Below are 19,920 nucleotides of genomic sequence, written 5' to 3'. Positions count from 1 at the left end.
GACCCCGCGTTGCTTTCAGGCGCTGATGTCCCCGTGCTTGCGGAAGGCATTGCGGCGGGCGTGTTCGTGGACGCGGCTCAGGGCCTCTATCTGCGAGCGGGCCTCCTCGCCGAGCTTCACGAACGTGTCCGGGTCCAGTCCGAGCTCGGGTGCCAGCTCTTCCAGGGTCTGCCAGCCGCCGAGCTTTCCCAGGATCGCGGCGCGCATCAGCTCGGCCTCCAGCACCATGGTCATCGGGGACCGGCGCACGATGCGTCCGTTCAGCTTCAGCCGGCCGGCGTGCTCGGCCAGCCAGGCTGCAGCCTGGCGATGCGGGCGCTGCCGGACGCCCAGGTCCCGGATCAGACCGAGGAGCACGTCGCGCTCCCTGGTGATTTCCGCGCTGACCCGGGAAAGTTCGGCGGACACCGGGGTGTCCGCGAAGGCCTCGGCCATGCGCTGGATCCGGGAGACGCCGGCAGTGGCCCCGGTCAGGTGGTCCGAAAGGTACAGGCCGAGGAGCTTCCCGTCGATTGAGCCGGGGATGTGCGGTGCCATGGGTCCTCCAGGTAGTCGTTGCCTGTGCGTGCGGGTTGGAAGAACCCTACCCCACGGTGCGGACGAGCTCCTGGCGGTAGACGAGCAGTTTGATGTCGGTGTCCGGCACCACCCAGTCGCGCTCGGGCGCGCGCTGGAAGCCGGTCTTGAGATAGAGCCCGTGGGCGCTTTCCCAGGTCAGGCCGGTGGTCAGCGCCACGGCGTTGATGCCGGGCAGCGATCTGGCGTGCTCCAGGATGGCCAGGACCATCGCCTTGCCGGCACCGCTGCGCTGCACGGCCGTATCCACCACGAGCATCCGGAATTCCAGCTCGTCGTCGCGGGCTATATCCGCGTAGGGTTCGCCGGCGACGGCGAGGGTCACGGAGCCGACGACGGCGCCGTCGCGTTCCGCCACCCAGATGGTGGCCTGCGCTGCCCGCCTGGCCACGTCCTGGATCTGGCGCATATAGGGGTGGTCGGCGCTCTCGAAGTGGCCCGCGGCCAGATAGGCGTCCCGGGTAATGCGCGCGATGGCGTCGTGGTCGGCGGGAACGGCGGGACGGATGAGGATCTGGGCATGCACGTGTCCATGCTACGGGCGGACGCGCAGCGCATGCCCCCGAACGGCAGTTTCCGTGATCGAACTATCAGCCGCCCGCAAGGAGCGCGCCCTCAGAGCGGGAATTTTCCGGACAGCTCCAGCGTCCCGGCGCAGGTCCAGGCTGCGAGGCGTTCGTCGTCGGAGGGTCCGCCGGCCAGCGGGCTGGTAAGGCGCGGCCGCCGCACCCAGCAGCCGGCTTCCTCGGCAATCAGGGTGCCCGCGGCGAAGTCGTGCTCGTTGAGGCCGCGTTCGCCGTACGCATCGTGGGTTCCGTCGGCCACGAGACACAGATCCAACGCCGCGGAGCCGAGGCGGCGGACATCGGCAAAACCCTCCATGACGCTGGCCAGGCCTGCGGCCTGCTCGGCCCGGACGGCGGGATCGTAGCTGAAGCCGGTGGCCAGGATCTGACCGGTACGTCCGGGGACGGGTCCTACCAGCTGCGTCAGCCGGCCCTTTTCCTGGCACCAGGCCCCGTGGCCGCGCGAGGCGAAATAGGTGCGGCCCAGGGCCGGGGCGTTGACGACGCCGGCAAGCCACACGCCGTCGGGGTCTGCCACAGCGACGGAGGTGCCGTAGTAGACGATGTTGCGGATGAAGTTGGTGGTGCCGTCCAGCGGGTCGATCGACCAACGGTAGCCGTTCGGGGACGCCGGAAGGACAGTGCCGCCCTCCTCCCCGGTGATGGTGTCGAAGGGCCGCGCCGCCGTGATGACGTCCCGGACGGCGGTTTCCGCTGCGAGGTCGAAGGCGGTCACCCAGTCCCCCGAGTCGCCCTTGTTGCTGACGTCCAGCCCGGCCGCGTCACGGCCGGCCAGGACTGCGGCCCCGGCCGCCGCCGCCGCCTGCGCCAGCTGAAGCAGGACGGCAGTGCCGGGTGCCGCGCCGGCGTCCGGCGGGGTGGCGGGACCGGAGCTCATTCGCCCTCACCTTCCGGGAGGTCTTCTTCGGCGGACTCCGCCGCGCCGCCCGCCGGGCCGTCGGCGAGCAGTGCGCGGAAGCCGTCCTCATCCAGGACCGGCACCCCCAGCTGTTCGGCCTTGTCCAGCTTGGTGCCAGCGTTCTCGCCCGCCACGACGTAGCTGGTGTTCTTAGAGACCGAACCGGCCGCCTTGCCGCCGCGGATCAGGATGGCTTCCTTCGCCTCGTCCCGGCTGAAACCCTCAAGGCTCCCGGTGACGACGATGGTCAGCCCCTCCAGGGTCCGCGGCATGGACTCGTCGCGCTCGTCCTCCATCCGGACGCCGTCGGCCGCCCAGGTGTCCACGATCCCGCGGTGCCAGTCCTCGGCGAACCATTCGGTCAGGGCTGCGGCGATCACCGGCCCGACGCCGTCGACGTTGGCGAGCTCCTCTTCCGAGGCCTTCCGGATCGCGTCCATGCTCCCGAACGCGGTCGCGAGGGCGCGGGAGGCCCGCGGGCCCACATGCCGGATGGACAGCGCCACCAGGACACGCCAGAGCGGCTGGGTCTTTGCCTTGTCCAGTTCCCGGAACAGCTTCTCGGTGGTCGCCGTGGGCTTGGACGGGGTCTTCGCGGTGCCCTTGCTGAAGAAATAGGGCACGAGTTCGAACTCGCCGCTCGCCACGCCCTTGGAGCGCTTTTCCCGCCGGATCCTGACGTCCGCGAGGTCAGCGGGCGTCAGCCGGAAGAGGTTCGCCTCGGTGGTGAGCGGCGCGACGTCGGGCTCGGCGGGCTGGGTCAGGGCGATGGCGGCTTCCCAGCCGAGGGCCTCGATGTCGAAGGCGCCGCGGCCAGCGAGGTGGAAGACGCGTTCGCGCAGCTGCGCCGGGCAGGACCGGGAGTTGGGGCAGCGGATGTCCACGTCCCCTTCCTTGGCCGGCGCCAGCGGGGTGCCGCAGGCAGGGCATTGGGTGGGCATCACAAAGTCCCGGACCGGAGGGTCCTGCTGGTCCCGGAGGGCCAGGACCGGCCCCACGATTTCCGGGATCACGTCCCCGGCCTTGCGGAGCACCACGATGTCGCCGATTTTGACGCCCTTGGCCTTGACCACCTCCTGGTTGTGGAGGGTGGCCATTTCCACCGTGGAGCCGGCAACCTTGACCGGCTCCATCACGCCGTAAGGGGTGACGCGGCCCGTGCGGCCCACGTTGACCGCAATGTCCAGCAGCTTGGTGTTCACTTCCTCCGGCGGGTACTTGTACGCGACAGCCCAGCGCGGCACCCGCGAGGTGTAGCCAAGCGCCCGCTGGGTGGCGAAGTCGTCCACTTTGACCACGATGCCGTCGATCTCGTGGGTGAGGCTGTGCCGCTGGTCCCCGTAGCGGGTGATGAAGGCCAGCACGTCCGCCAGCCCCGGCAGCACCTCGGCGTAGGGGCTGGTGGGCAGTCCCCATTCGGCGAGCTGGCGGTAGGTGTCCGACTGGCTGGCGGTCTGCAGACCCTCGCGGGCGCCGATGCCGTGCACGTACATCTTCAGCGGCCGCTTGGCGGTTTCCGCCGGGTCCTTCTGCCTCAGCGAGCCGGCCGCGGCGTTGCGCGGGTTGGCCAGCGGGGCCTTGCCGGCGGCGATCAGCGCCTCGTTGAATTCGGTGAACGCCTTGGACGGGATGAAGACCTCGCCGCGGATTTCCACCTCGGCGGGGAACCCGTCCCCGCTCAGCCGCTGCGGTATTTCCTTGATGGTGAGGACGTTGTGGGTGATGTCCTCCCCCGTGGTGCCGTCGCCGCGGGTGGCGGCCCGGATCAGCACCCCGTCGCGGTAGAGCAGGTTGACGGCGAGGCCGTCGATCTTGAGTTCGGTGAGCCAGGCGGGCGTGCCGTTGCCCAGCTTGGCGATATTGGCCCCGGCCTTGGCGATCCACGCCTCCAGCTCCTCGAGGGAGAAGACGTCCTCCAGGCTGTACATGCGCTGCAGGTGTTCGACGGCGGTGAAGGCGGCGGACACTTCGCCGCCGACCTCCTGGGTGGGGGAATCGTTGGCCACAAGCTCGGGGTGCATGGCCTCGATGGTTTCCAGCCGCCGGTAGAGTCCGTCGAACTCGGCGTCGGAGATGACGGGCGCGTCCTCCTGGTAGTACGCGAAGCGGTGCTTGCGGACCTGTTCAACGAGGGCCTCGTACTCTTCGCGCACGTCCGCGGACGGGACCAGGTCCCCGGCCGGAATCGGTGTTGCGGTGCCTGCTGCAGTCTTCCCTGTGCTCACAGACCTATCCTGCCTTAGATCACCGACATTGTCCGGTCACGGGTGTCCAAGCTGCCGGGCTGGTAGCGGACTGCAGCCGGCGGTTTACTGCCTGCCATCATCCGTGCCAGCACCGGCGCCGGTGGCCAGCTCGCCGCTGGGGGTGAGGTCCAGCGCATCCGTCCGGGGCAGGGTGTCCTCCTGCTCCGCGGTGACCGCGGCGGCCGCGGTGCGCGGCGCAGTCCGGGCGCCGTCGTCGTTCCCGACATTGGTGGCATCCACGACGATGCATGTGACGTTGTCCCGGCCGCCGCTGCGCAGCGCCGCCTGGATGAGCTCATCCACTGCCCCCTGCGGGTCCGCGTGGGAGCGCAGGATGTTGGAGATGTGCTCGTCGTCGAGTTCGCCGTTAAGCCCGTCGGAGCAGACCAGGATCCGGTCGCCGTCCTCGACAGGCAGGAGCCAGTAGTCGGCCGCCGTCTCGTCGCCGGTGCCGAGGGCGCGGGTGACGACGTGGCGGCGCGGGTGCACGGCGGCCTGGGCCCGGGTGATCTGCCCGGCGTCCACCAGTTCCTGGACCTCGGAGTGGTCCACACTGACCTGGCTCAGCGTGCCCTGGCTGAGCCGGTAGGTGCGGGAGTCTCCGATGTTCAGCACCAGCCAGTGCGGGACTCCCAGCTGCTCCACCACCACGACGCCGGAGAGCGTGGTCCCGGCGCGGGAGCCGGTGGCCTCCCGGATGCTCTCGTCGGCCATGAGCAGATACTCCTGCACGACGCCGGCGGTTGCGTCGCGCTCCCCGCTCGCCTGCTGGGGGATCCGGGCGAGGGTCCGGACGCAGATGCCGCTCGCGATCTCGCCGGCCTCGTGGCCGCCCATGCCGTCCGCCACGGCGAAGACGGGATCGGAGGCGATGAAGGAGTCCTCGTTCATTTCGCGGCGCAGGCCGCGGTCCGTGCCGTAGCCGCAGTTGAGCCGGAGGCTCAGCGGGGCGATCACGGGCGCAGGGGATGCGCCTGGATCAGGGGAGGCGCCCGGATCAGCGGAGGAGGGAACGGCGGCCGGCTGGGAATTCATGCCTGTCCTAGGTAGAAGGAGCGGTCACCGAAGTGGACGGTGGAACCTGCGCGGACGTGGGCGGGCTCCCCCGCCGCAAGGGCGGTCCGGATCGCGTCCGGTGTGGTGACGGCGGGAATCAGCCCAAGCGTGCTCGGCATGCCGGGACCTCCCCTTGTCCGTGGCCCGCGGCCGGGCCGTGCGTTACCGGGATACTACCGGGGATCGGGCTGGAATGCCCGCCGGCGGCGTTCCGGGGCCGGTGCGTGCGCAGTCCGGGAGCCCCGCGCGGAGCGTGCCGGGTCCTCGTCCGGGACCCTCGTCCGGGACCCTCGTCCGGGACCCTCGTCCGGGACCCTAGTCAAGAACCAGTCCGCGGCCGCTTCCGCGCAGCAGCTGGACCGGGTGGATTTCGCCGAATCCCCGCACATCCTCAGCCGGCCGGGGCAGCAGCACGAAGCGTTCGTCGTTTTCCAGGGCGGCTGCGGTCATGGAGTCCACCAGAACGGTTCCCGGGTCGGCCAAGGCGGTCAACCGCGCCGCGAGGTTCACCGTGGGCCCGTAGATGTCGCCCAGGCGGGAGAGGATGCGGCCCCAGACCATGGCGACCCGCGCCTCAGGCAGGATCTCGTCCTCGGTGAAGGCCTGGCACAGGGCCAGCGAGATCTCGGCGCCCGCCGCCGGCGTTTCGGCAATATAAAGGACTTCATCGCCCACCGTTTTCACCAGGCGCCCGCCGCCGACGGAAATGATCTCGGCGCACTTGTTCTCGAAGCGCTGCACCAGCTGCGCCAGCGTCTTTTCGTTCATCCGGCGGGACAGGCTTGTATAGGAGACCAGGTCCGCGAATCCCACCGCACGGGCCAGCGGCAGGGGTGCGTCGTCCTCGTCCCCTTCGCGCCCTTCCTCGCTGGACGCCAGACCAGCCTCGGCCCGGACGGCCAGTCGCTGGACCCCGGCGTTGAGCTGGCGCCGCCAGGAGTAGGCCAGCATGTCCTCGAGCGCGTCCACGAGGGACGGCAGCTCGCTGACCAGTCGCTTGCGGGCCACGGCGTCCGTCAGGTCCTGCTGGTGGACCAGGTCCTCCACGAGGGCCTCGATCTGCCACACCACCATGCGGTCCGTCATCTGGCCGATCGCGCGGGTGACGGAAATCGCGGCTTCCTCGGTGAGTTTCCCGGCCCGGACCAGGTCCACGATGGTGTTCAGCGCGGACTGGTCGTTTTCGGTGAAGGCAACATCCTCGTCCCCGATGTTGGGAAAGCCCAGTGCACGCCAGAGTTTCCGGGCGGACAGCAGGGACAGCCCGGCGCCGGCGGCCACCTCGCGGCGGCGGAGCTTGCGCTCCCCGCCGAGGAGCCGTTGCTCCAGGGCCTTCAAGGCCACGCGTTCGGCTGACATGGTGCCGGTGGGCGGCGCGGCGGCCGGTGCCTGGGTGCCTTCGGGGGCTGCTTCGGTGTCGGCGTCGGCGGGGTCCGAGTCGGCGTCGACGGAATCGGCGTCGTCGGGTTCCGCGGCGGCAACGTCCACGGCGGCAACTTCCGCGGTGTCGGCGGCTGGGTCGACGGCGGGCTGCCCGCCGCTGATGTTTTCGGCGGCGGAATCGAGGACGGCTGCTTCAAGGCTGGCGGTCTCGACGACGGCGTCCGTAACCTGGGACGGTTCTTCGGCCAGGAGTCCGGTTGCCCGGTCAACGTTTTCAGCGCTCATCTCTTCCACCTTCTCTCGTCTCCCACGGCCAGGCCGCATCGGGGTTGTGCATCAGGTCTCCGGCCCCAGGAGCCTCCCGCGGGAGGTCGTTGATGGCGTCGAGAAGGTAATTTCGGAACGTCGCGGCTTCCGGGACGTCGGGAACCACCGTGCTGGAGGGGTACCCGGTATCCAAGGATATGTTCCCTGAACGCACTAAGCGTTGGAGCAACGACTGATGGATGACCACATGTCGGACGGCGGGCAGCGAAACCTGCTGGTCGCGCCGCCTGAGCATGCCGTACCGGGCAATGAGCCGCTGGCTGGTCAGGGTGTACCTCGTGGCGTGCCAGGACATGACCCGGGGCAGGCAGTAGCCCAGCAGCACCCAGGCAGCCACTCCCACGCAGACTCCGATCAGCCACGGAGTCTGGTCCTTCGTCTCCTTCGCGATGATCGGGGCCAGCCTGGCCGGGCCGCCCTTCACAATCCAGGCGCAGGCATAGGCGGCCAGGGCAGGAACAGCAATGAACACCAGCGCCGGAACAATCAGGGTCCGGGGCTGCGGGCGGGTCACCACAATCACTTGCTCGCCCGGGAGGAGCTCTTTACGCATAGCCGCTTTCGTCGCTGCGGGCGCTCTTTCCGCCGGAGTTCCCGCCGGTGCCCTCGTTCCCCTGCCCCGGCGGAGTCCACGGACGCAGGTGCACCACGTCGCCGGCGGTGACCACGTGCTCGTGGCCCCCGGCGTCAACCACCATGAGGGAACCGTAGTCGTCCAGGCGCGTGGCATGGCCGATGATTTCGTGGTCGCCGGGGAGCTGGGCGCGCACCTGCTTGCCGAGGGTGGTCAGGAGGTGCTCCACCCGCTTATGCAGCGAGGGGCCGCCGGACATTCCGGCGGTGGGGTCGCCGTCGGCGTTGCAGAAGCTGCGGTAGAGCGTGGCGAAACGGGAGAGATAGCTCTTCAGCAGGAGCGTCCGGTCCGCCGTCGTCGGGTGTTCCAGGAGCACGGAGGTGGCGGTGGGGACCGGCAGTTCGGCCCCGGTGAGGGTGACGTTCAGCCCGGTGCCGAGCACCACCGGAGGCACCGCGCCGGCGTCCAGCGGCCCAAGCTGGGCGAGGATGCCGGCGATCTTCTTGCCGCGGACCAGCACGTCGTTGGGCCATTTGAGCTCGGCGGGGAGACCTGCCGTGTCCAGGAGCGCCTCCCGGAGGGCCAGGGCCGCGAGCAGCGAAAGCCAGGAGTAGCTTTGGGTGGGCAGCGGCCGGCCCTCGGCGTTGACCGGACGGAGCACCAGCGAGACAGAGACGGAGCTGCGGGCGGGTGCTTCCCAGCGGCGGTCCAGGCGGCCGCGGGCAGCGCTCTGGTATTCGGCGGCCAGCACGGTGAGGTCAGGGTAGGCGCTGGGATCCTCGGTGACACCGCGCAGCAGATCCGCGTTGGTGGATCCGGTGGACTCCACCACTGTGAGCTGCGGAATGCCAGTGGCGGACAGGAACCCCTCGTCGCTGAGTTCATTCAGGTCAAGGGGCGGACGTTCCGGGGCTTCCTGCGCGGCTTCCATGCTTAGAATCCTACCGAGTTACCGCACCGGCGTCCGGGGCGAACCGGCCCGAGCCCGGATCCGCAGGAAACTCAGAGGAAAATGTCAGGCACCAGCCGGTTTTCCGGCGCGCCGAGGCTGTACGGGCTGAAGTCCGTGACGCCGGCAGCGGCCAGGACCTGCTCGTCGGTGTAGAAGTTTCCGCTCCAGCTGCCCGATTCCGGGATCGCGTTGCTGTTCGTCAGCACGGCATGCGCCGCGTCCGCCATGATCCCGGGGCCGCGGGCACCCTTGACGATCTGTTCCCCGCCCGGCATGTTGCGGATGGCGGCGGTGTCGATCAGGGTGCAGGGCCATAGGGAGTTGACGCTGACGCCGTCCACCTTGAGTTCCTCGGCCAGGCCCAGGGTGGTCAGGCTCATGCCGTACTTGGCCATGGTGTACGCCAGGTGCATGCCGGCCCATTTGGGATCGAGGTTCAGCGGCGGGGACAGTGTCAGGATCTGCCCGGCGCCGGACTCCCGCAGCGCGGGCAGGGCCAGCTTGGAGAGCAGGAACGTGCCGCGGACGTTGATGTCCTGCATGAGGTCGTAGCGCTTCATGTCGACGTGGTCGGTCTTGGACAGGTCGATCGCGGAGGCGTTGTTGATGACGATGTCGATCCCGCCGAAACGTTCGACGGCGGCGGCAACCGCCCCGGCGACGTCGTCGTCATTGCGCACATCGCCGACCAGCGGCAGCGCCTGTCCGCCGGCCGCCTCGATCTGTTCGGCGGCGGAGTACACCGTGCCCGCCAGCTTGGCGTGCGGCTGGCCGGTCTTGGCCATCAGGACGATGTTGGCACCGTCCTGCGCGGCGCGGGTGGCGATTGCCAGGCCGATGCCGCGGCTCCCCCCGGAGATGAGGATGGTGCGGCCCTGGAGGGAACCGGCGGCCTGGTACGGCCCTGGTTGCTGGGAGTGAGGGGCGGTGCCCGAAGCATCATTGCTCGAAGTCATGAGGACACTCTAGCCGACTTATGTTACTCACGAGTAACATTGCGGGCGTGCCGCCGCCCCGCACTGCCGCACTGCCGCGCTGCCGCACTGCACTGCACTCTGCCCGGCCGCCCGTTGCGGTCACCGTGAGGGTAGGAGCGAAAATTGTAGGGTTTCTACAGCGGTCTGGGCCGCGTCCGTCACTAGACTTGCCATCATGGCCCGCAGGATTCGCCGGAATTTGCGGAATCCGACTAAACCGCCCCGCGGGGAAGCGCCACTGAACGCCAGAATAACCAGCAACAGAGCCGGAGATACTTGATGAGCCACGATCTGACCACGACTGCGGGAAAGATTGCCGACTTCCGCGACCGCCAGGCCCGTGCTGAGCAGCCCTCCGGCCCGGAAGCGATCCAGAAGCAGCATGCCCGGGGCAAGAACACGGCCCGCGAGCGCATCGACCTGCTGCTGGACGCCGGATCCTTCGTCGAGTTCGATGCGCTGGCCGTGCACCGCTCCACCGCCTTCGGCATGGAGAAGAAGAAGCCGCTCGGTGACGGCCTGGTCTCCGGCTACGGCACTGTCGACGGCCGCCCGGTAGCGGTGTACAGCCAGGACTTCTCCGTCTATGGCGGCTCGCTGAGCCAGGTCAACGGCGAGAAGATCGTCAAGGTCCAGGAGTTCGCGCTGCGCAACGGCTGCCCCGTGGTCGGCATCCTCGACGGCGGCGGCGCCCGCATCCAGGAAGGCGTGGCCTCGCTGGCGATGTTCGCGGACATCTTCCGCAACAACGTCCACGCGTCCGGCGTCGTCCCGCAGGTCTCCCTCATCATGGGCCCCTCCGCCGGCGGCGCTGCCTACTCCCCCGCCCTGACCGACTTTGTGGTCATGGTGGACAAGACCTCGCACATGTTCATCACCGGCCCGGACGTCATCAAGACCGTCACGGGAGAGGACGTGGACATGGAGACCCTCGGCGGCGCGCGCCAGCACAACGCCACCACGGGAACCTCCACCTATCTCGCCGCCGACGAGGCAGATGCGATCGAGTTCGTCCGTGAACTGCTGGACTTCCTGCCCTCCAACAACCTCGCCGAAGCCCCCGTGCTGGAGCACCAGCAGGAACTGGAGCTCGACGACGACGACCTCGCCCTCGATGCCCTCATCCCGGACTCCGCCAACCAGCCCTACGACATGCGCAAGGTGATCGAGCAGGTCGTCGACGATGCGCACTTCCTGGAGATGCAGTCGCTCTACGCGCCGAACGTCATGATCGGCTACGGCCGGGTCGAAGGGCACACCGTCGGCATCGTCGCGAACCAGCCCATGCAGTTCGCCGGCACCCTGGACATCGCCGCCTCGGAGAAGGCCGCCCGCTTTGTCCGGCACTGCGACGCCTTCAACATCCCGATCATCACGCTGGTGGATGTGCCCGGCTTCCTGCCGGGCAAGGACCAGGAGTTCCAGGGCATTATCCGCCGCGGCGCGAAGCTCCTCTATGCCTTTGCCGAGGCCACCGTGCCCAAGCTGACGGTCATCACCCGCAAGGCCTACGGCGGAGCGTACATCGTGATGGGCTCCAAGAAGCTGGGTGCGGACCTCAACCTCGCCTGGCCCACCGCCCAGATCGGCGTCATGGGCGCCCAGGGCGCGGTCAACATCCTGTACCGCCGCGAACTCGCCGCGGTGGCCGAGACCGGCGGGGACGTCGAGGCCAAGCGCGCCGAGGTTATCCGGCAGTACGAGGACGAGCTGCTCAACCCGTACCAGGCCGCCCAGCTCGGTTACGTCGACGCCGTCATCGCCCCGTCCGAGACCCGCGTGCAGATCATCAAGGGACTGCGTGCCCTGCGGGACAAGCGCGCCAGCCTGCCCGCCAAGAAGCACGGGAACATCCCGCTGTGACGCCGGCGGAAAAATCGGCGGAGGTATCTGCGGTTGAGCCAGCGGCGGAGAGCACCGGGCCCGTCTTTGCCGTGGTCAAGGGCGAGCCGACGGCGGAGGAACTGGCGGCACTGACCGCCGTCGTCCTGTCCCTCGGCGGCGCCGAACCCGCGGCGCCGGAGAACCCGGGCGCCCGGCACTGGGTCCGCCGGCAGCAACTGCAGCTGGCGCCCAGGCCCGGCCCCGGCTCGTGGAAGCGCAGCCGCGGGTAGATTCCACCGCAGCGTGAGTGTCCGAGGGAAAAGTTCAGTAACCCTTTCATAACCGCTGTGGCCCGGCTAGTCTCTTTCGGGTGACTACCGAAACCACTGAAGACACTGCCCCCCGGCGCCCGCAAACGGCCATCGACGCCGTAGCCGACGCCTTCACGGACACACTGATCCGGCTGAACCCCAGCTTCGCCACCGAACTCGGCCTGCCCGGGCACGAGACCGAATACCAGGACTTCTCCCCCGCCGGGCAGGAGGAATTCGCCGCCGCCGCCCGCGAGACCCTCGCCGCCCTGGACGGCCTGGAGCCGGCTGACGACGTCGACGCCGTCACGCTGGACGCCATGCGCGAGCGACTGGGCCTGGAGCTGGAAATCCACGACTCCGGCTGGGACCTCGCCGAGCTGAACAACATCGCCTCCCCCGCCCAGGATATCCGCGCGATTTTCGACCTCATGCCGACGGATACCGCGGCGCAGTGGGAGCACATCGCCGGACGCGCGCACAACGTCCCCGCCGCGCTGGACGGTTACATCGTGTCACTGCGCACCGCCATGGAGAACGGCAAAGTTGCCGCCGCCCGCCAGGTCAGGATCGTGATCGAACAGACCACCAACCATGCCGCGGAGGACGGTTTCTTCGCCAAGCTGGCCGCCGAAGCCAAGACCGCCGAAGGGCCGCTGCCCGAGGACGTGCAGTCCAGGCTCGACGCCGGCGCCGCCTCCGCGCGCGTCGCCTACTCCCGGCTGGCCGGCTTCCTCGAATCCGAGTTGCTGTCCGTTGCCCCCGACAAGGACGCCGTGGGCCGCGAGCGCTACTCGCTGGCCTCCCGCGCCTTCCTGGGCGCCACGGTGGACCTCGAGGAAACCTACGCGTGGGGCGTGCAGGAACTCGATCGCCTGATTGCCGAGCAGGAGCGCGTGGCCGGCGAGATCCGTCCGGGCGCCACGATCGAGGAAGCCAAGGAGATCCTGGACAACGATCCCGCCCGCCAGCTCAAAGGCACCGACGCCCTCAAGGCCTGGATGCAGGAGCTCTCGGACAAGGCGGTGGCCGATCTCGCCGGGGTGCACTTCGACATCCCGGACGTCATGAAGACCCTCGAGTGCAAAATTGCCCCGACCCAGGAAGGCGGCATCTACTACACCGGTCCCTCGGATGACTTCAGCCGGCCGGGCCGGATGTGGTGGTCCGTGCCGCCGGGCGAGGACACCTTCACCACGTGGGCCGAGACCACCACGGTCTACCACGAGGGCGTCCCGGGCCACCACCTGCAAGTCGCCACAGCCACCTACCGGCGCGAGCTCCTCAACAAGTGGCGCCGCAACGTCTGCTGGACCTCCGGGCACGGCGAGGGCTGGGCGCTCTATGCGGAGAAGCTCATGCAGGAACTGGGCTACCTCAAGGATCCCGGCGACCACATGGGCATGCTGGACATGCAGCGGATGCGGGCCGCCCGCGTGGTGTTCGACATTGGCGTGCACCTGGAGTTGGAGGTCCCCGAACGCTGGGGTTCCGGCACCTGGACGCCGGAGAAGGGCTACGGGTTCCTCAAGCAAAACCTCGCCATCAGCGAGGGCCAGCTCAACTTCGAGTTCACCCGCTACCTCGGCTGGCCCGGGCAGGCGCCGTCGTACAAGGTGGGCCAGCGGCTCTGGGAGCAGATCCGCGCCGAGCTCGAATCCCGCCCCGGCTTCGACCTCAAGGCCTTCCACTCCAAGGCGCTCAACATGGGGTCGGTAGGCCTGGACACCCTCAAGCGGGCGCTGCTGGGATAAGCCGGGACTCGTGTGGTGCAGCCCCGGGACATGCGCGAGTTGGCAGTTCGCGGCAGTGTTTTTCGAAAACATTGCCGCGAACTGCACACTCGGCGCGAGACAATCGCCACATTGGACTGCGGAATAACTTCACATAGTCCTTGCCTGGCGCCGGATTTCAGGGGATCCGGCGGCCGGGCCCATTCCTGGCGCCGTAACATTTCTCAACATTCGTTCGCCGTGATAATGGCATCGGTCCTAGCGTGTTCAGGTGAGCACTCAGACAAGCACCCCCACACCCGCCGGAAAGACCGGCTTCCAGTTGCCCAAATGGGCCGGCTCGTTCGGCTTCCAGATCATCGCCGCCCTGATCGTAGGCCTGGGCCTCGGCCTCCTGGCTAAGTACACGGGCAGCACCAAGGCGAACCCCAACGCCCTCGGCGCGACCCTGCAGACCATCGGCTCGAGCTACGTCTCGCTGCTGCAGACCGCCGTCGTGCCCCTCATCTTCACCGCCGTGGTCAGCTCCATCTCCAACCTGCGCGCCGTCTCCAACGCCGCCCGGCTGGCCTGGAACACGCTGCTCTGGTTCGCCATCACCGCATTGATCGCCGTGCTGATCGGCATCGGCCTGGGCGTGCTCCTGCAGCCCGGCGCCAATACCGGCATCACCCAGGAAGCCAAGTACGCGGGCAAGTCCGGTGACTGGTGGGCCTTCCTGACCGGGCTGTTCCCGAAGAATTTCCTCGGCCTCGGCGCCAGCACCACCGTGACCGACGGCGTTGCCACCACGGCCGTGAGCTTCAACGTCCTGCAGATCCTGGTGATCGCGGTCGCCGTCGGCGTCGCAGCACTGAAGGTCGGGAAGGCCGCCGAGCCTTTCCTGAACCTCAATGCCTCCGCCCTCGCCGTGATCCAGAAGGTCCTCTGGTGGATCATCCGGGTCGCCCCGCTCGGGACTGTCGGCCTGATCGGAAATGCCGTGGCGATCTACGGCTGGGACACCATCGGTTCCCTGGGCAAGTTCACCTTCGCCATCTACGTGGGCCTGGCGCTCGTTCTGTTCGTGGTCTACCCGGTCCTGATCCGCAGCCACGGCCTCTCCGTCAAGCAGTACTTCTCGGGCGTCTGGCCGGCCGTCCAGCTGGCCTTCGTGTCACGGTCCTCGGTGGGCACCCTGCCGCTGACCCAGCGTGTTACCGAACGCAGCCTGGGCGTCCCCCGCGCCTACGCCTCCTTCGCCGTGCCGCTGGGCGCCACCACCAAGATGGACGGCTGCGCCGCGATCTACCCGGCCATCTCCGCGATCTTCGTGGCCCAGTTCTTCGGCATCCAGCTGGACTTCACCCAGTATCTGCTGATCGCCCTCGTCTCCGTGCTGGGCTCGGCCGCGACCGCCGGCACCACCGGCGCCGTCGTGATGCTCACGCTGACGCTCTCCACGCTGGGATTGCCGCTGGCCGGCGTCGGGCTCCTGCTGGCGATCGATCCGATCCTGGACATGGGCCGCACCGCGGTGAACGTGGCCGGGCAGGCGCTCATCCCCACCATCGTGGCGAAGCGCCAGGGCATCCTGGATGAGGCGCTGTTCAACGCCCCGCGCAACGGCGACCCGTTCGCGGACGACGCCGATGACACTGTCCCTGACGCCGCCGGCTCCCCCGCCGTCGACCCGTCCGCAGCCGTTTCTCCGGCAGCAGCGCCCGAGGGCCGCGAACTGGCAGACGCCAAGGCCTAGCCGCCTCATCGCGTTCACACAAAGAAGTCCCCGGGGATCTCCCGGGGACTTCTTCGTGTGCCGCGCCAGGCGTGGCCTGTGAGACGCGGGGGGTGGCCTAGCGGCGGCCGCCGCCGATGACGCCCTTCTCGACCGCCTTGGTGACAGCGTCGGCCTCGGCCTGGGTCAGGGTGCCGTCGGTGACAGCCTTGTCCAGCTTGGTCTTCAGCGCTGCCGCACGGCCGGCCTGTTCCGCGGTCCGGATTTCCTCGAGTGCGGCGGTGACCTTGGACTCGTCAATGCCCAGCGAGGCTGCCAGGGACTTGGCCAGGGCTGCCTCCCTCGCCGCCCGGTCCGGCTTCGTCCCTTCTGCCGGCGGGGTGGTCGGCTTGTTGGCGTCGCGGAATGCCTTCAGGGCCTCCGTGAGCTTGGCCTGGTCGACGCCGAGCTTGGTAGCCAGTTCCGCCGCGTGAACGCCGCCGAAGCCGCCGCGCATGCCTCGGCCGTGGCCGTGGCCGCCGCGCATGTCCTGGCCCTCGTCCATGCCCTGGCCGTCGCCCGGCGTGGCATTCGCATCCGCCGGGGTGCTGGAGCTGGGTGTGGGGGCCGGTGTCGTGGCGGACGCCATCCCGGTGACTCCAAGGCCGGCGCCGAGTGCCAGGGCCGCTGCACTGATGGTGAGCGTGATTCTCTTCGTACGTGACATGTGGTGTCTCCTGGGTCTGCCGTGTGTGACGGCTGCGTGCTGGTGCTGTGTCTCTTTCAAGAGGCAGCGATTCCAGTGTGCCCCGTCAGGTCCGCGGGGAGCTGTCGGGAACCTTTCATCTTCCTGTGAATCATCCCGCCGGACTGTTCATGAGGGTGTTCCGCTTCCGGTTCCGCGGCCCCGAACGTGGGTAGGCTCGGTGCATGCTGATCGTAACGTCCAACGACATCCCCGGCCACCGTATCGACGCCGTCTTCGGCGAGGTCATGGGCCTCACCGTCCGCTCCCGGGACATCGGCGGCCAGGTCGCGGCCGGCTTCCGTTCCCTGGCGGGCGGCGAGCTGCGGGAACTGACCCAGGTGCTCTATGACAGCCGGCAGGAGGTCATGGCGCGGATGGTCACCGAGGCCGAGCAGCGCGGCGCGAACGCGATTGTCGCGATGCGCTTCGAGACATCGCATATGGCCAACAGCTGGTCGGATATCTGCGCGTACGGGACGGCCGTTTTCGCCGTTCCGCTGGCCGACGGCGAACCGGGCGCCACGGCTCAGTCGCTCCACCTGACGAGGACGGCGCAGCAGGGGGACCGCCGCGAGTGAACCCCTGCCGGGCGCCTCGGGGAGCGCCGTGGGGAGCGCCGCGCGCCGGCCGCCGGCTCCGGCCGCCGGGAAAAGCTTGCCCGGAGTGCAAACATGCACGTAGTGTACTCATATGCCCACCGCTTCTTTGTCCACGGCAGCCACCGGCGCTCCTGACGCCGCCCCCGGCGCCCCTCCGCGCTCACGCCGGGAACTGAACAAGGCGGCCACCCGGCAGGCCATCACGCACGCCGCCATGGATTTGCTCCGGACGCGGGGTCCCGGAAACTTCACGGTGGAGGACATTGCCGAGGCCGCCGGGATTTCCCGCCGCACCTTCTTCAACTACTTCAGCAGCACCGAGGTGGCCATTGCCTCGGTGACCCACGGATTCCTGGACAAGGCGCTCCAGAAGTTCCGGCTCCGCCCGGCTGGCGAGCCCATTCTGGAATCCGCGCGGGCGGCGCTGGTTGAACTGGCCGACCCCATGACAGTGGCCCCCATGGCCGAGCTCTACAGCCTGGGCCAGGCGAATCCCTCCCTCAGCCGTTCCGAGCTGGAAGCGTGGGACCACTGCACCGTTGAGATCATCGATGCCGCCCGCGAACGCTTCGCCGAGAACCCCGGCACCGGGATCGACGAGCTCTACCTTCGCGCCCTCGCCGGTTCTGTCATTTCCTGCGGAAAAGCCGCCATGGACGTGTGGTTCGCCCGCTGCGGCGGCGACCTCAGTCCGGCGTCCCTGTCCGTCCTGCGCCAACTCCTCATCGATTCCATGAGCCTCCTCGGCTCCGGTTTCGCTTCCCAGCCCCCCGCTACACCTTCCCCAGATCGGCACTGACATGGCACTTCTGCTCTACCGTCTCGGAAAATTCTCCTACCGGCACCGCTGGCTGGTCATCACCGTATGGCTCGCGGTCATGCTGGCAGTCGGCGGTGCCGCGGCCGCCTTCCACGGCACCATGTCCAACAACTTCCAGATCCCGGGCACCGAAACCCAGCAGATGGCGGACAAGCTGAAGAAGGAGCTGCCCAAGTCCTCGGGCGGCACGGCAGGCATCGTGTTCGAAGCCAAGGACGACCGGTTCAGCCAGGCCGGCAAGGACGCCGTCACCGCGGCACTGGCCAAACTCAAGACCCTTCCCCAGGTCCAGGGAACGGTCGACCCGTTCGCCACGCAGGCCCAGTTGGAGAAGGCTTCCACGGACCTCGCCGCCGGTGAACAGCAGGCCGCCGCGGGCCAGGCGCAACTGGACCAGTCCGCCGCGGAACTCAGCGCCGGCAAGGCCCGGCTGGCCGCCGCCGAGCAGCAGATGACCGCCGCCGGGATGCCGCCCGCCGCCGTCGAAGCACAGCTCGGCCAGCAGAAGGCGGCCCTCGCCGCAGGGCAGGCAAAGCTCGACGCCGGCACCCGGGAGCTCGAGGCCGGCGCCACCAAGCTCGCCCTCGCCAAGCGCCAGCTCGCCGCCTCGCAGGGCATGCGCTTCGTCTCCGAAGACGGCAAGGCCGCTATCGCCCAGGTGCAGTTCAAGACCTCCATCAATGGCCTTGCCCCCGAGGTCCGGCAGCAGGTCCAGGACATCGCCCAGGAGGTCTCGTCCGCCGGGGTCACCGCCTATGCGAGCAAGGAAATCACCGAGGACGTCTCGGAGCTCTTCGGCATCTCCGAGATCCTCGGCATCGCCGTCGCGGCCCTGGTGCTGATCATCATGCTCGGCACCCTGATCGCTGCCGGACTCCCGCTGCTCATGGCCCTCGTGGGCGTCGGAGTGGGCGTGGGCGGCACCTTCGCCCTCAGCGGAGTCTTCGACATGAGCTCCATCTCCCCGATGCTCGCTCTCATGCTGGGCCTGGCCGTGGGCATCGATTACTCCCTCTTCATCGTCAACCGCCACCGCGGCCAGCTCCTGGCGGGCATGGACGGTGAAGAATCCGTTGCCCTCGCCACGGGGACCTCGGGCAACGCGGTGCTGTTCGCCGGCCTGACCGTCATCATCGCCCTCGCCGCCCTCGTCATCCCGGGACTGCCGTTCCTGGCAGTCATGGGCCTCTCCGCGGCCGCTACGGTGGCGGTCGCCGTCGTCGTCGCCCTGACCCTGACTCCGGCCGTGCTCTCCCTCGTGGGCCGCAAACTGATCTCCCAGCGCGCCTGGGCCAAAGCGGAGCGGCACAACGCCGCCCCCGGCCACGAGACCGAGGACCGCGCCACGGACGAACGACGCAGTAGCCACGGCTGGGGCGGGCTGGTCACCCGGCATCCGGTCCTGGCGACGCTCGCCGGCGTCCTGCTGCTGGGCATCCTGGCCCTCCCGGCCAGCCAGTTGCGGCTCGCACTGCCCGACGGCGGGTCCGAACCCGTCGAGTCGCAGGCGTACAAGGCCTACGAGGCCACCGGCCGCAGCTTCGGTGAAGGCATGACCGGCCCGATCGTGGTGGTGGGCGACTTCCCCGCAGGACTCAGTGCGGCCGAGGCCCAGGCCAAGCAGCTCGACGTCGCGGACATCCTGCGTGGCACCGACAACGTCTCCGCAGCCGTCCCCGTGGCCCTCAGCGAGGACCGCCGCACCGCAGTATTCCAGGTCATTCCCCGGGAGGGTCCGGCCAGCGCAAGCACCGTCACGGTGGTCTCCCAGCTGCGCGCCGAAAAAGGCCAGATCACGGACGCCACCGGGGTCAGCATCGGGCTCACCGGCCAGACCGCCGGCAACGTCGATGTGTCCACCAAGCTCGGCGACGCCCTCCCCCCGTACCTGGCGATCGTGGTCGGACTCTCGCTGATCCTGCTGTTGCTCGTGTTCCGTTCCATCGTGGTGCCGCTGCTGGCCACCGGCGGCTTCCTGCTCTCGCTCGCCGCCGCCTTCGGAGCCGTCGTCGCGGTCTACCAGTGGGGCTGGCTGGGCGCATTCTTCGGCGTCGAGAACCCGGGCGCTGTGCTGAGCTTCCTGCCCATCATCCTGATCGGCGTGCTGTTCGGCCTGGCCATGGACTACCAGGTGTTCATCGCCTCCGGGATGCGCGAGTCCTTCATGCACGGCGAGTCCGCCAAGCAGGCGGTCCGGTCCGGCTTCAGCCACGCCTCCGCCGTGGTCACCGCCGCCGCGATCATCATGGTCAGCGTGTTCTCGGGCTTCATCTTCTCGCACCTGAATATGGTCCGGCCGTTGGGCTTCGCCATGGCCTTCGGCGTGCTGATCGACGCGTTCGTGGTGCGCATGACGATCGTCCCGGCCGTGATGTACCTGCTGGGCGAGAAAGCCTGGTGGCTGCCGCGCTGGCTGGACCGGATCCTGCCGGACGTGGATGTTGAAGGCGCCAAGCTCCGGCAGCCGGGCAAGGCGGCGGGCGAAGGCTCCCCTGCCGAGCCCGCGGAAGTCACCGCCCACTGACAGCCCGCCCACTAAAGCAACGCGGGGTCACTTACCGCCCATTAATCCCCTCCGGATGGGCGCTAAGTGACCCCGCGTTGCTCTGGAGT

Annotated in this window: 18 protein-coding genes; 7 read left to right on the top strand and 11 right to left on the bottom strand. The window is 68.8% G+C overall.

Annotated features, from left to right (window positions below; all coding sequences use genetic code 11):
- Positions 1 to 15: 15 nt before the first annotated feature.
- The 10 genes from BJG92_RS09135 to BJG92_RS09090 form a co-directional block, all read right to left on the bottom strand.
- The gene (locus BJG92_RS09135) at positions 16 to 537 is read right to left on the bottom strand and encodes a hypothetical protein (RefSeq protein WP_232083716.1); all 522 of its coding nucleotides are present in this window, start codon (positions 535 to 537) and stop codon (positions 16 to 18) included.
- A 46-nt stretch (positions 538 to 583) separates the two neighbouring features.
- Positions 584 to 1,102 (bottom strand): GNAT family N-acetyltransferase, encoded by a 519-nt coding sequence (locus BJG92_RS09130; RefSeq protein WP_232083715.1) that lies wholly within the window; start codon positions 1,100 to 1,102, stop codon positions 584 to 586.
- Positions 1,103 to 1,191: 89 nt separating this feature from the next.
- A complete protein-coding gene (locus BJG92_RS09125) occupies positions 1,192 to 2,040 on the bottom strand; it encodes an inositol monophosphatase family protein (RefSeq protein WP_232083714.1) in 849 nt (282 codons plus the stop codon).
- Positions 2,037 to 4,286 carry an NAD-dependent DNA ligase LigA gene (gene ligA, locus BJG92_RS09120; protein ID WP_232083713.1) on the bottom strand — a complete coding sequence of 750 codons (2,250 nt, stop codon included), beginning with the start codon at positions 4,284 to 4,286 and terminating at the stop codon, positions 2,037 to 2,039. The genes BJG92_RS09125 and ligA overlap by 4 nt, the downstream gene beginning before the upstream one ends.
- Positions 4,287 to 4,370: 84 nt before the next feature.
- A complete protein-coding gene (locus BJG92_RS09115; protein WP_232083712.1) occupies positions 4,371 to 5,342 on the bottom strand; it encodes a PP2C family serine/threonine-protein phosphatase in 972 nt (323 codons plus the stop codon).
- On the bottom strand, positions 5,339 to 5,482 hold the full coding sequence (locus BJG92_RS09110) for a hypothetical protein (protein WP_232083853.1): 144 nt from the start codon (positions 5,480 to 5,482) through the stop codon (positions 5,339 to 5,341). Before BJG92_RS09110 ends, BJG92_RS09115 begins: the two co-directional genes overlap by 4 nt.
- A 196-nt stretch (positions 5,483 to 5,678) precedes the next feature.
- Positions 5,679 to 7,031, bottom strand: a complete 1,353-nt coding sequence (locus tag BJG92_RS09105; RefSeq protein WP_232083711.1) for an adenylate/guanylate cyclase domain-containing protein — start codon at positions 7,029 to 7,031, stop codon at positions 5,679 to 5,681.
- Entirely contained in the window at positions 7,021 to 7,626 is a 606-nt protein-coding gene (locus tag BJG92_RS09100; protein WP_232083710.1) for a PH domain-containing protein, read from the bottom strand. Before BJG92_RS09100 ends, BJG92_RS09105 begins: the two co-directional genes overlap by 11 nt.
- Positions 7,619 to 8,578 carry a biotin--[acetyl-CoA-carboxylase] ligase gene (locus BJG92_RS09095; protein ID WP_232083709.1) on the bottom strand — a complete coding sequence of 320 codons (960 nt, stop codon included), beginning with the start codon at positions 8,576 to 8,578 and terminating at the stop codon, positions 7,619 to 7,621. The genes BJG92_RS09100 and BJG92_RS09095 overlap by 8 nt, the downstream gene beginning before the upstream one ends.
- Before the next feature lie 71 nt (positions 8,579 to 8,649).
- Positions 8,650 to 9,555, bottom strand: a complete 906-nt coding sequence (locus BJG92_RS09090) for an NAD(P)-dependent oxidoreductase (protein WP_232083708.1) — start codon at positions 9,553 to 9,555, stop codon at positions 8,650 to 8,652.
- Positions 9,556 to 9,855: 300 nt separating this feature from the next.
- On the opposite strand from BJG92_RS09090, the gene BJG92_RS09085 reads away from it, so the two are divergent.
- From BJG92_RS09085 to BJG92_RS09070, 4 genes are all read left to right on the top strand, one after another.
- Positions 9,856 to 11,439 (top strand): acyl-CoA carboxylase subunit beta, encoded by a 1,584-nt coding sequence (locus tag BJG92_RS09085; RefSeq protein WP_232083707.1) that lies wholly within the window; start codon positions 9,856 to 9,858, stop codon positions 11,437 to 11,439.
- Positions 11,436 to 11,690, top strand: a complete 255-nt coding sequence (locus tag BJG92_RS09080) for an acyl-CoA carboxylase subunit epsilon (protein WP_374199781.1) — start codon at positions 11,436 to 11,438, stop codon at positions 11,688 to 11,690. The genes BJG92_RS09085 and BJG92_RS09080 overlap by 4 nt, the downstream gene beginning before the upstream one ends.
- Before the next feature lie 80 nt (positions 11,691 to 11,770).
- Positions 11,771 to 13,465, top strand: a complete 1,695-nt coding sequence (locus BJG92_RS09075) for a DUF885 domain-containing protein (RefSeq protein ID WP_232083706.1) — start codon at positions 11,771 to 11,773, stop codon at positions 13,463 to 13,465.
- Between the two features lie 250 nt (positions 13,466 to 13,715).
- Complete coding sequence (locus tag BJG92_RS09070) at positions 13,716 to 15,182, top strand: dicarboxylate/amino acid:cation symporter (protein ID WP_232083705.1); 1,467 nt, start codon at positions 13,716 to 13,718, stop codon at positions 15,180 to 15,182.
- 97 nt (positions 15,183 to 15,279) lie between these two features.
- Here BJG92_RS09070 and BJG92_RS09065 read toward each other — a convergent pair whose 3' ends face one another.
- Positions 15,280 to 15,867 (bottom strand): hypothetical protein, encoded by a 588-nt coding sequence (locus BJG92_RS09065; protein WP_232083704.1) that lies wholly within the window; start codon positions 15,865 to 15,867, stop codon positions 15,280 to 15,282.
- 203 nt (positions 15,868 to 16,070) lie between these two features.
- Between BJG92_RS09065 and BJG92_RS09060 the strand changes: the two genes are divergently transcribed.
- From BJG92_RS09060 to BJG92_RS09050, 3 genes are all read left to right on the top strand, one after another.
- Entirely contained in the window at positions 16,071 to 16,466 is a 396-nt protein-coding gene (locus tag BJG92_RS09060) for a YbjQ family protein (protein WP_232083703.1), read from the top strand.
- Between the two features lie 112 nt (positions 16,467 to 16,578).
- Entirely contained in the window at positions 16,579 to 17,286 is a 708-nt protein-coding gene (locus BJG92_RS09055) for a TetR/AcrR family transcriptional regulator (RefSeq protein ID WP_232083702.1), read from the top strand.
- 1 nt (position 17,287) lies between these two features.
- Positions 17,288 to 19,831 (top strand): MMPL family transporter, encoded by a 2,544-nt coding sequence (locus BJG92_RS09050; protein ID WP_232083701.1) that lies wholly within the window; start codon positions 17,288 to 17,290, stop codon positions 19,829 to 19,831.
- Positions 19,832 to 19,920: the final 89 nt, after the last annotated feature.

It is taken from the genome of Arthrobacter sp. SO5 (assembly GCF_020532805.1).
Taxonomy (GTDB): domain Bacteria; phylum Actinomycetota; class Actinomycetes; order Actinomycetales; family Micrococcaceae; genus Arthrobacter.
The sequence above is the reverse complement of the archived record's forward strand: the minus strand, read 5'-3'. Positions and strand labels throughout refer to the sequence as shown.

Bases quoted from the DNA above. Each gene is read 5' to 3' on its own strand.
- BJG92_RS09085 (WP_232083707.1), top strand. From the start codon at position 9,856: ATGAGCCACGATCTGACCACGACTGCGGGAAAGATTGCCGACTTCCGC.
- BJG92_RS09110 (WP_232083853.1), bottom strand. From the start codon at position 5,482: ATGCCGAGCACGCTTGGGCTGATTCCCGCCGTCACCACACCGGACGCG.
- BJG92_RS09115 (WP_232083712.1), bottom strand. From the start codon at position 5,342: ATGAATTCCCAGCCGGCCGCCGTTCCCTCCTCCGCTGATCCGGGCGCC.
- BJG92_RS09135 (WP_232083716.1), bottom strand. From the start codon at position 537: ATGGCACCGCACATCCCCGGCTCAATCGACGGGAAGCTCCTCGGCCTG.
- BJG92_RS09095 (WP_232083709.1), bottom strand. From the start codon at position 8,578: ATGGAAGCCGCGCAGGAAGCCCCGGAACGTCCGCCCCTTGACCTGAAT.
- BJG92_RS09065 (WP_232083704.1), bottom strand. From the start codon at position 15,867: ATGTCACGTACGAAGAGAATCACGCTCACCATCAGTGCAGCGGCCCTG.
- BJG92_RS09060 (WP_232083703.1), top strand. From the start codon at position 16,071: ATGCTGATCGTAACGTCCAACGACATCCCCGGCCACCGTATCGACGCC.
- BJG92_RS09090 (WP_232083708.1), bottom strand. From the start codon at position 9,555: ATGACTTCGAGCAATGATGCTTCGGGCACCGCCCCTCACTCCCAGCAA.
- BJG92_RS09050 (WP_232083701.1), top strand. From the start codon at position 17,288: ATGGCACTTCTGCTCTACCGTCTCGGAAAATTCTCCTACCGGCACCGC.
- BJG92_RS09100 (WP_232083710.1), bottom strand. From the start codon at position 7,626: ATGCGTAAAGAGCTCCTCCCGGGCGAGCAAGTGATTGTGGTGACCCGC.
- BJG92_RS09105 (WP_232083711.1), bottom strand. From the start codon at position 7,031: ATGAGCGCTGAAAACGTTGACCGGGCAACCGGACTCCTGGCCGAAGAA.
- BJG92_RS09125 (WP_232083714.1), bottom strand. From the start codon at position 2,040: ATGAGCTCCGGTCCCGCCACCCCGCCGGACGCCGGCGCGGCACCCGGC.
- BJG92_RS09055 (WP_232083702.1), top strand. From the start codon at position 16,579: ATGCCCACCGCTTCTTTGTCCACGGCAGCCACCGGCGCTCCTGACGCC.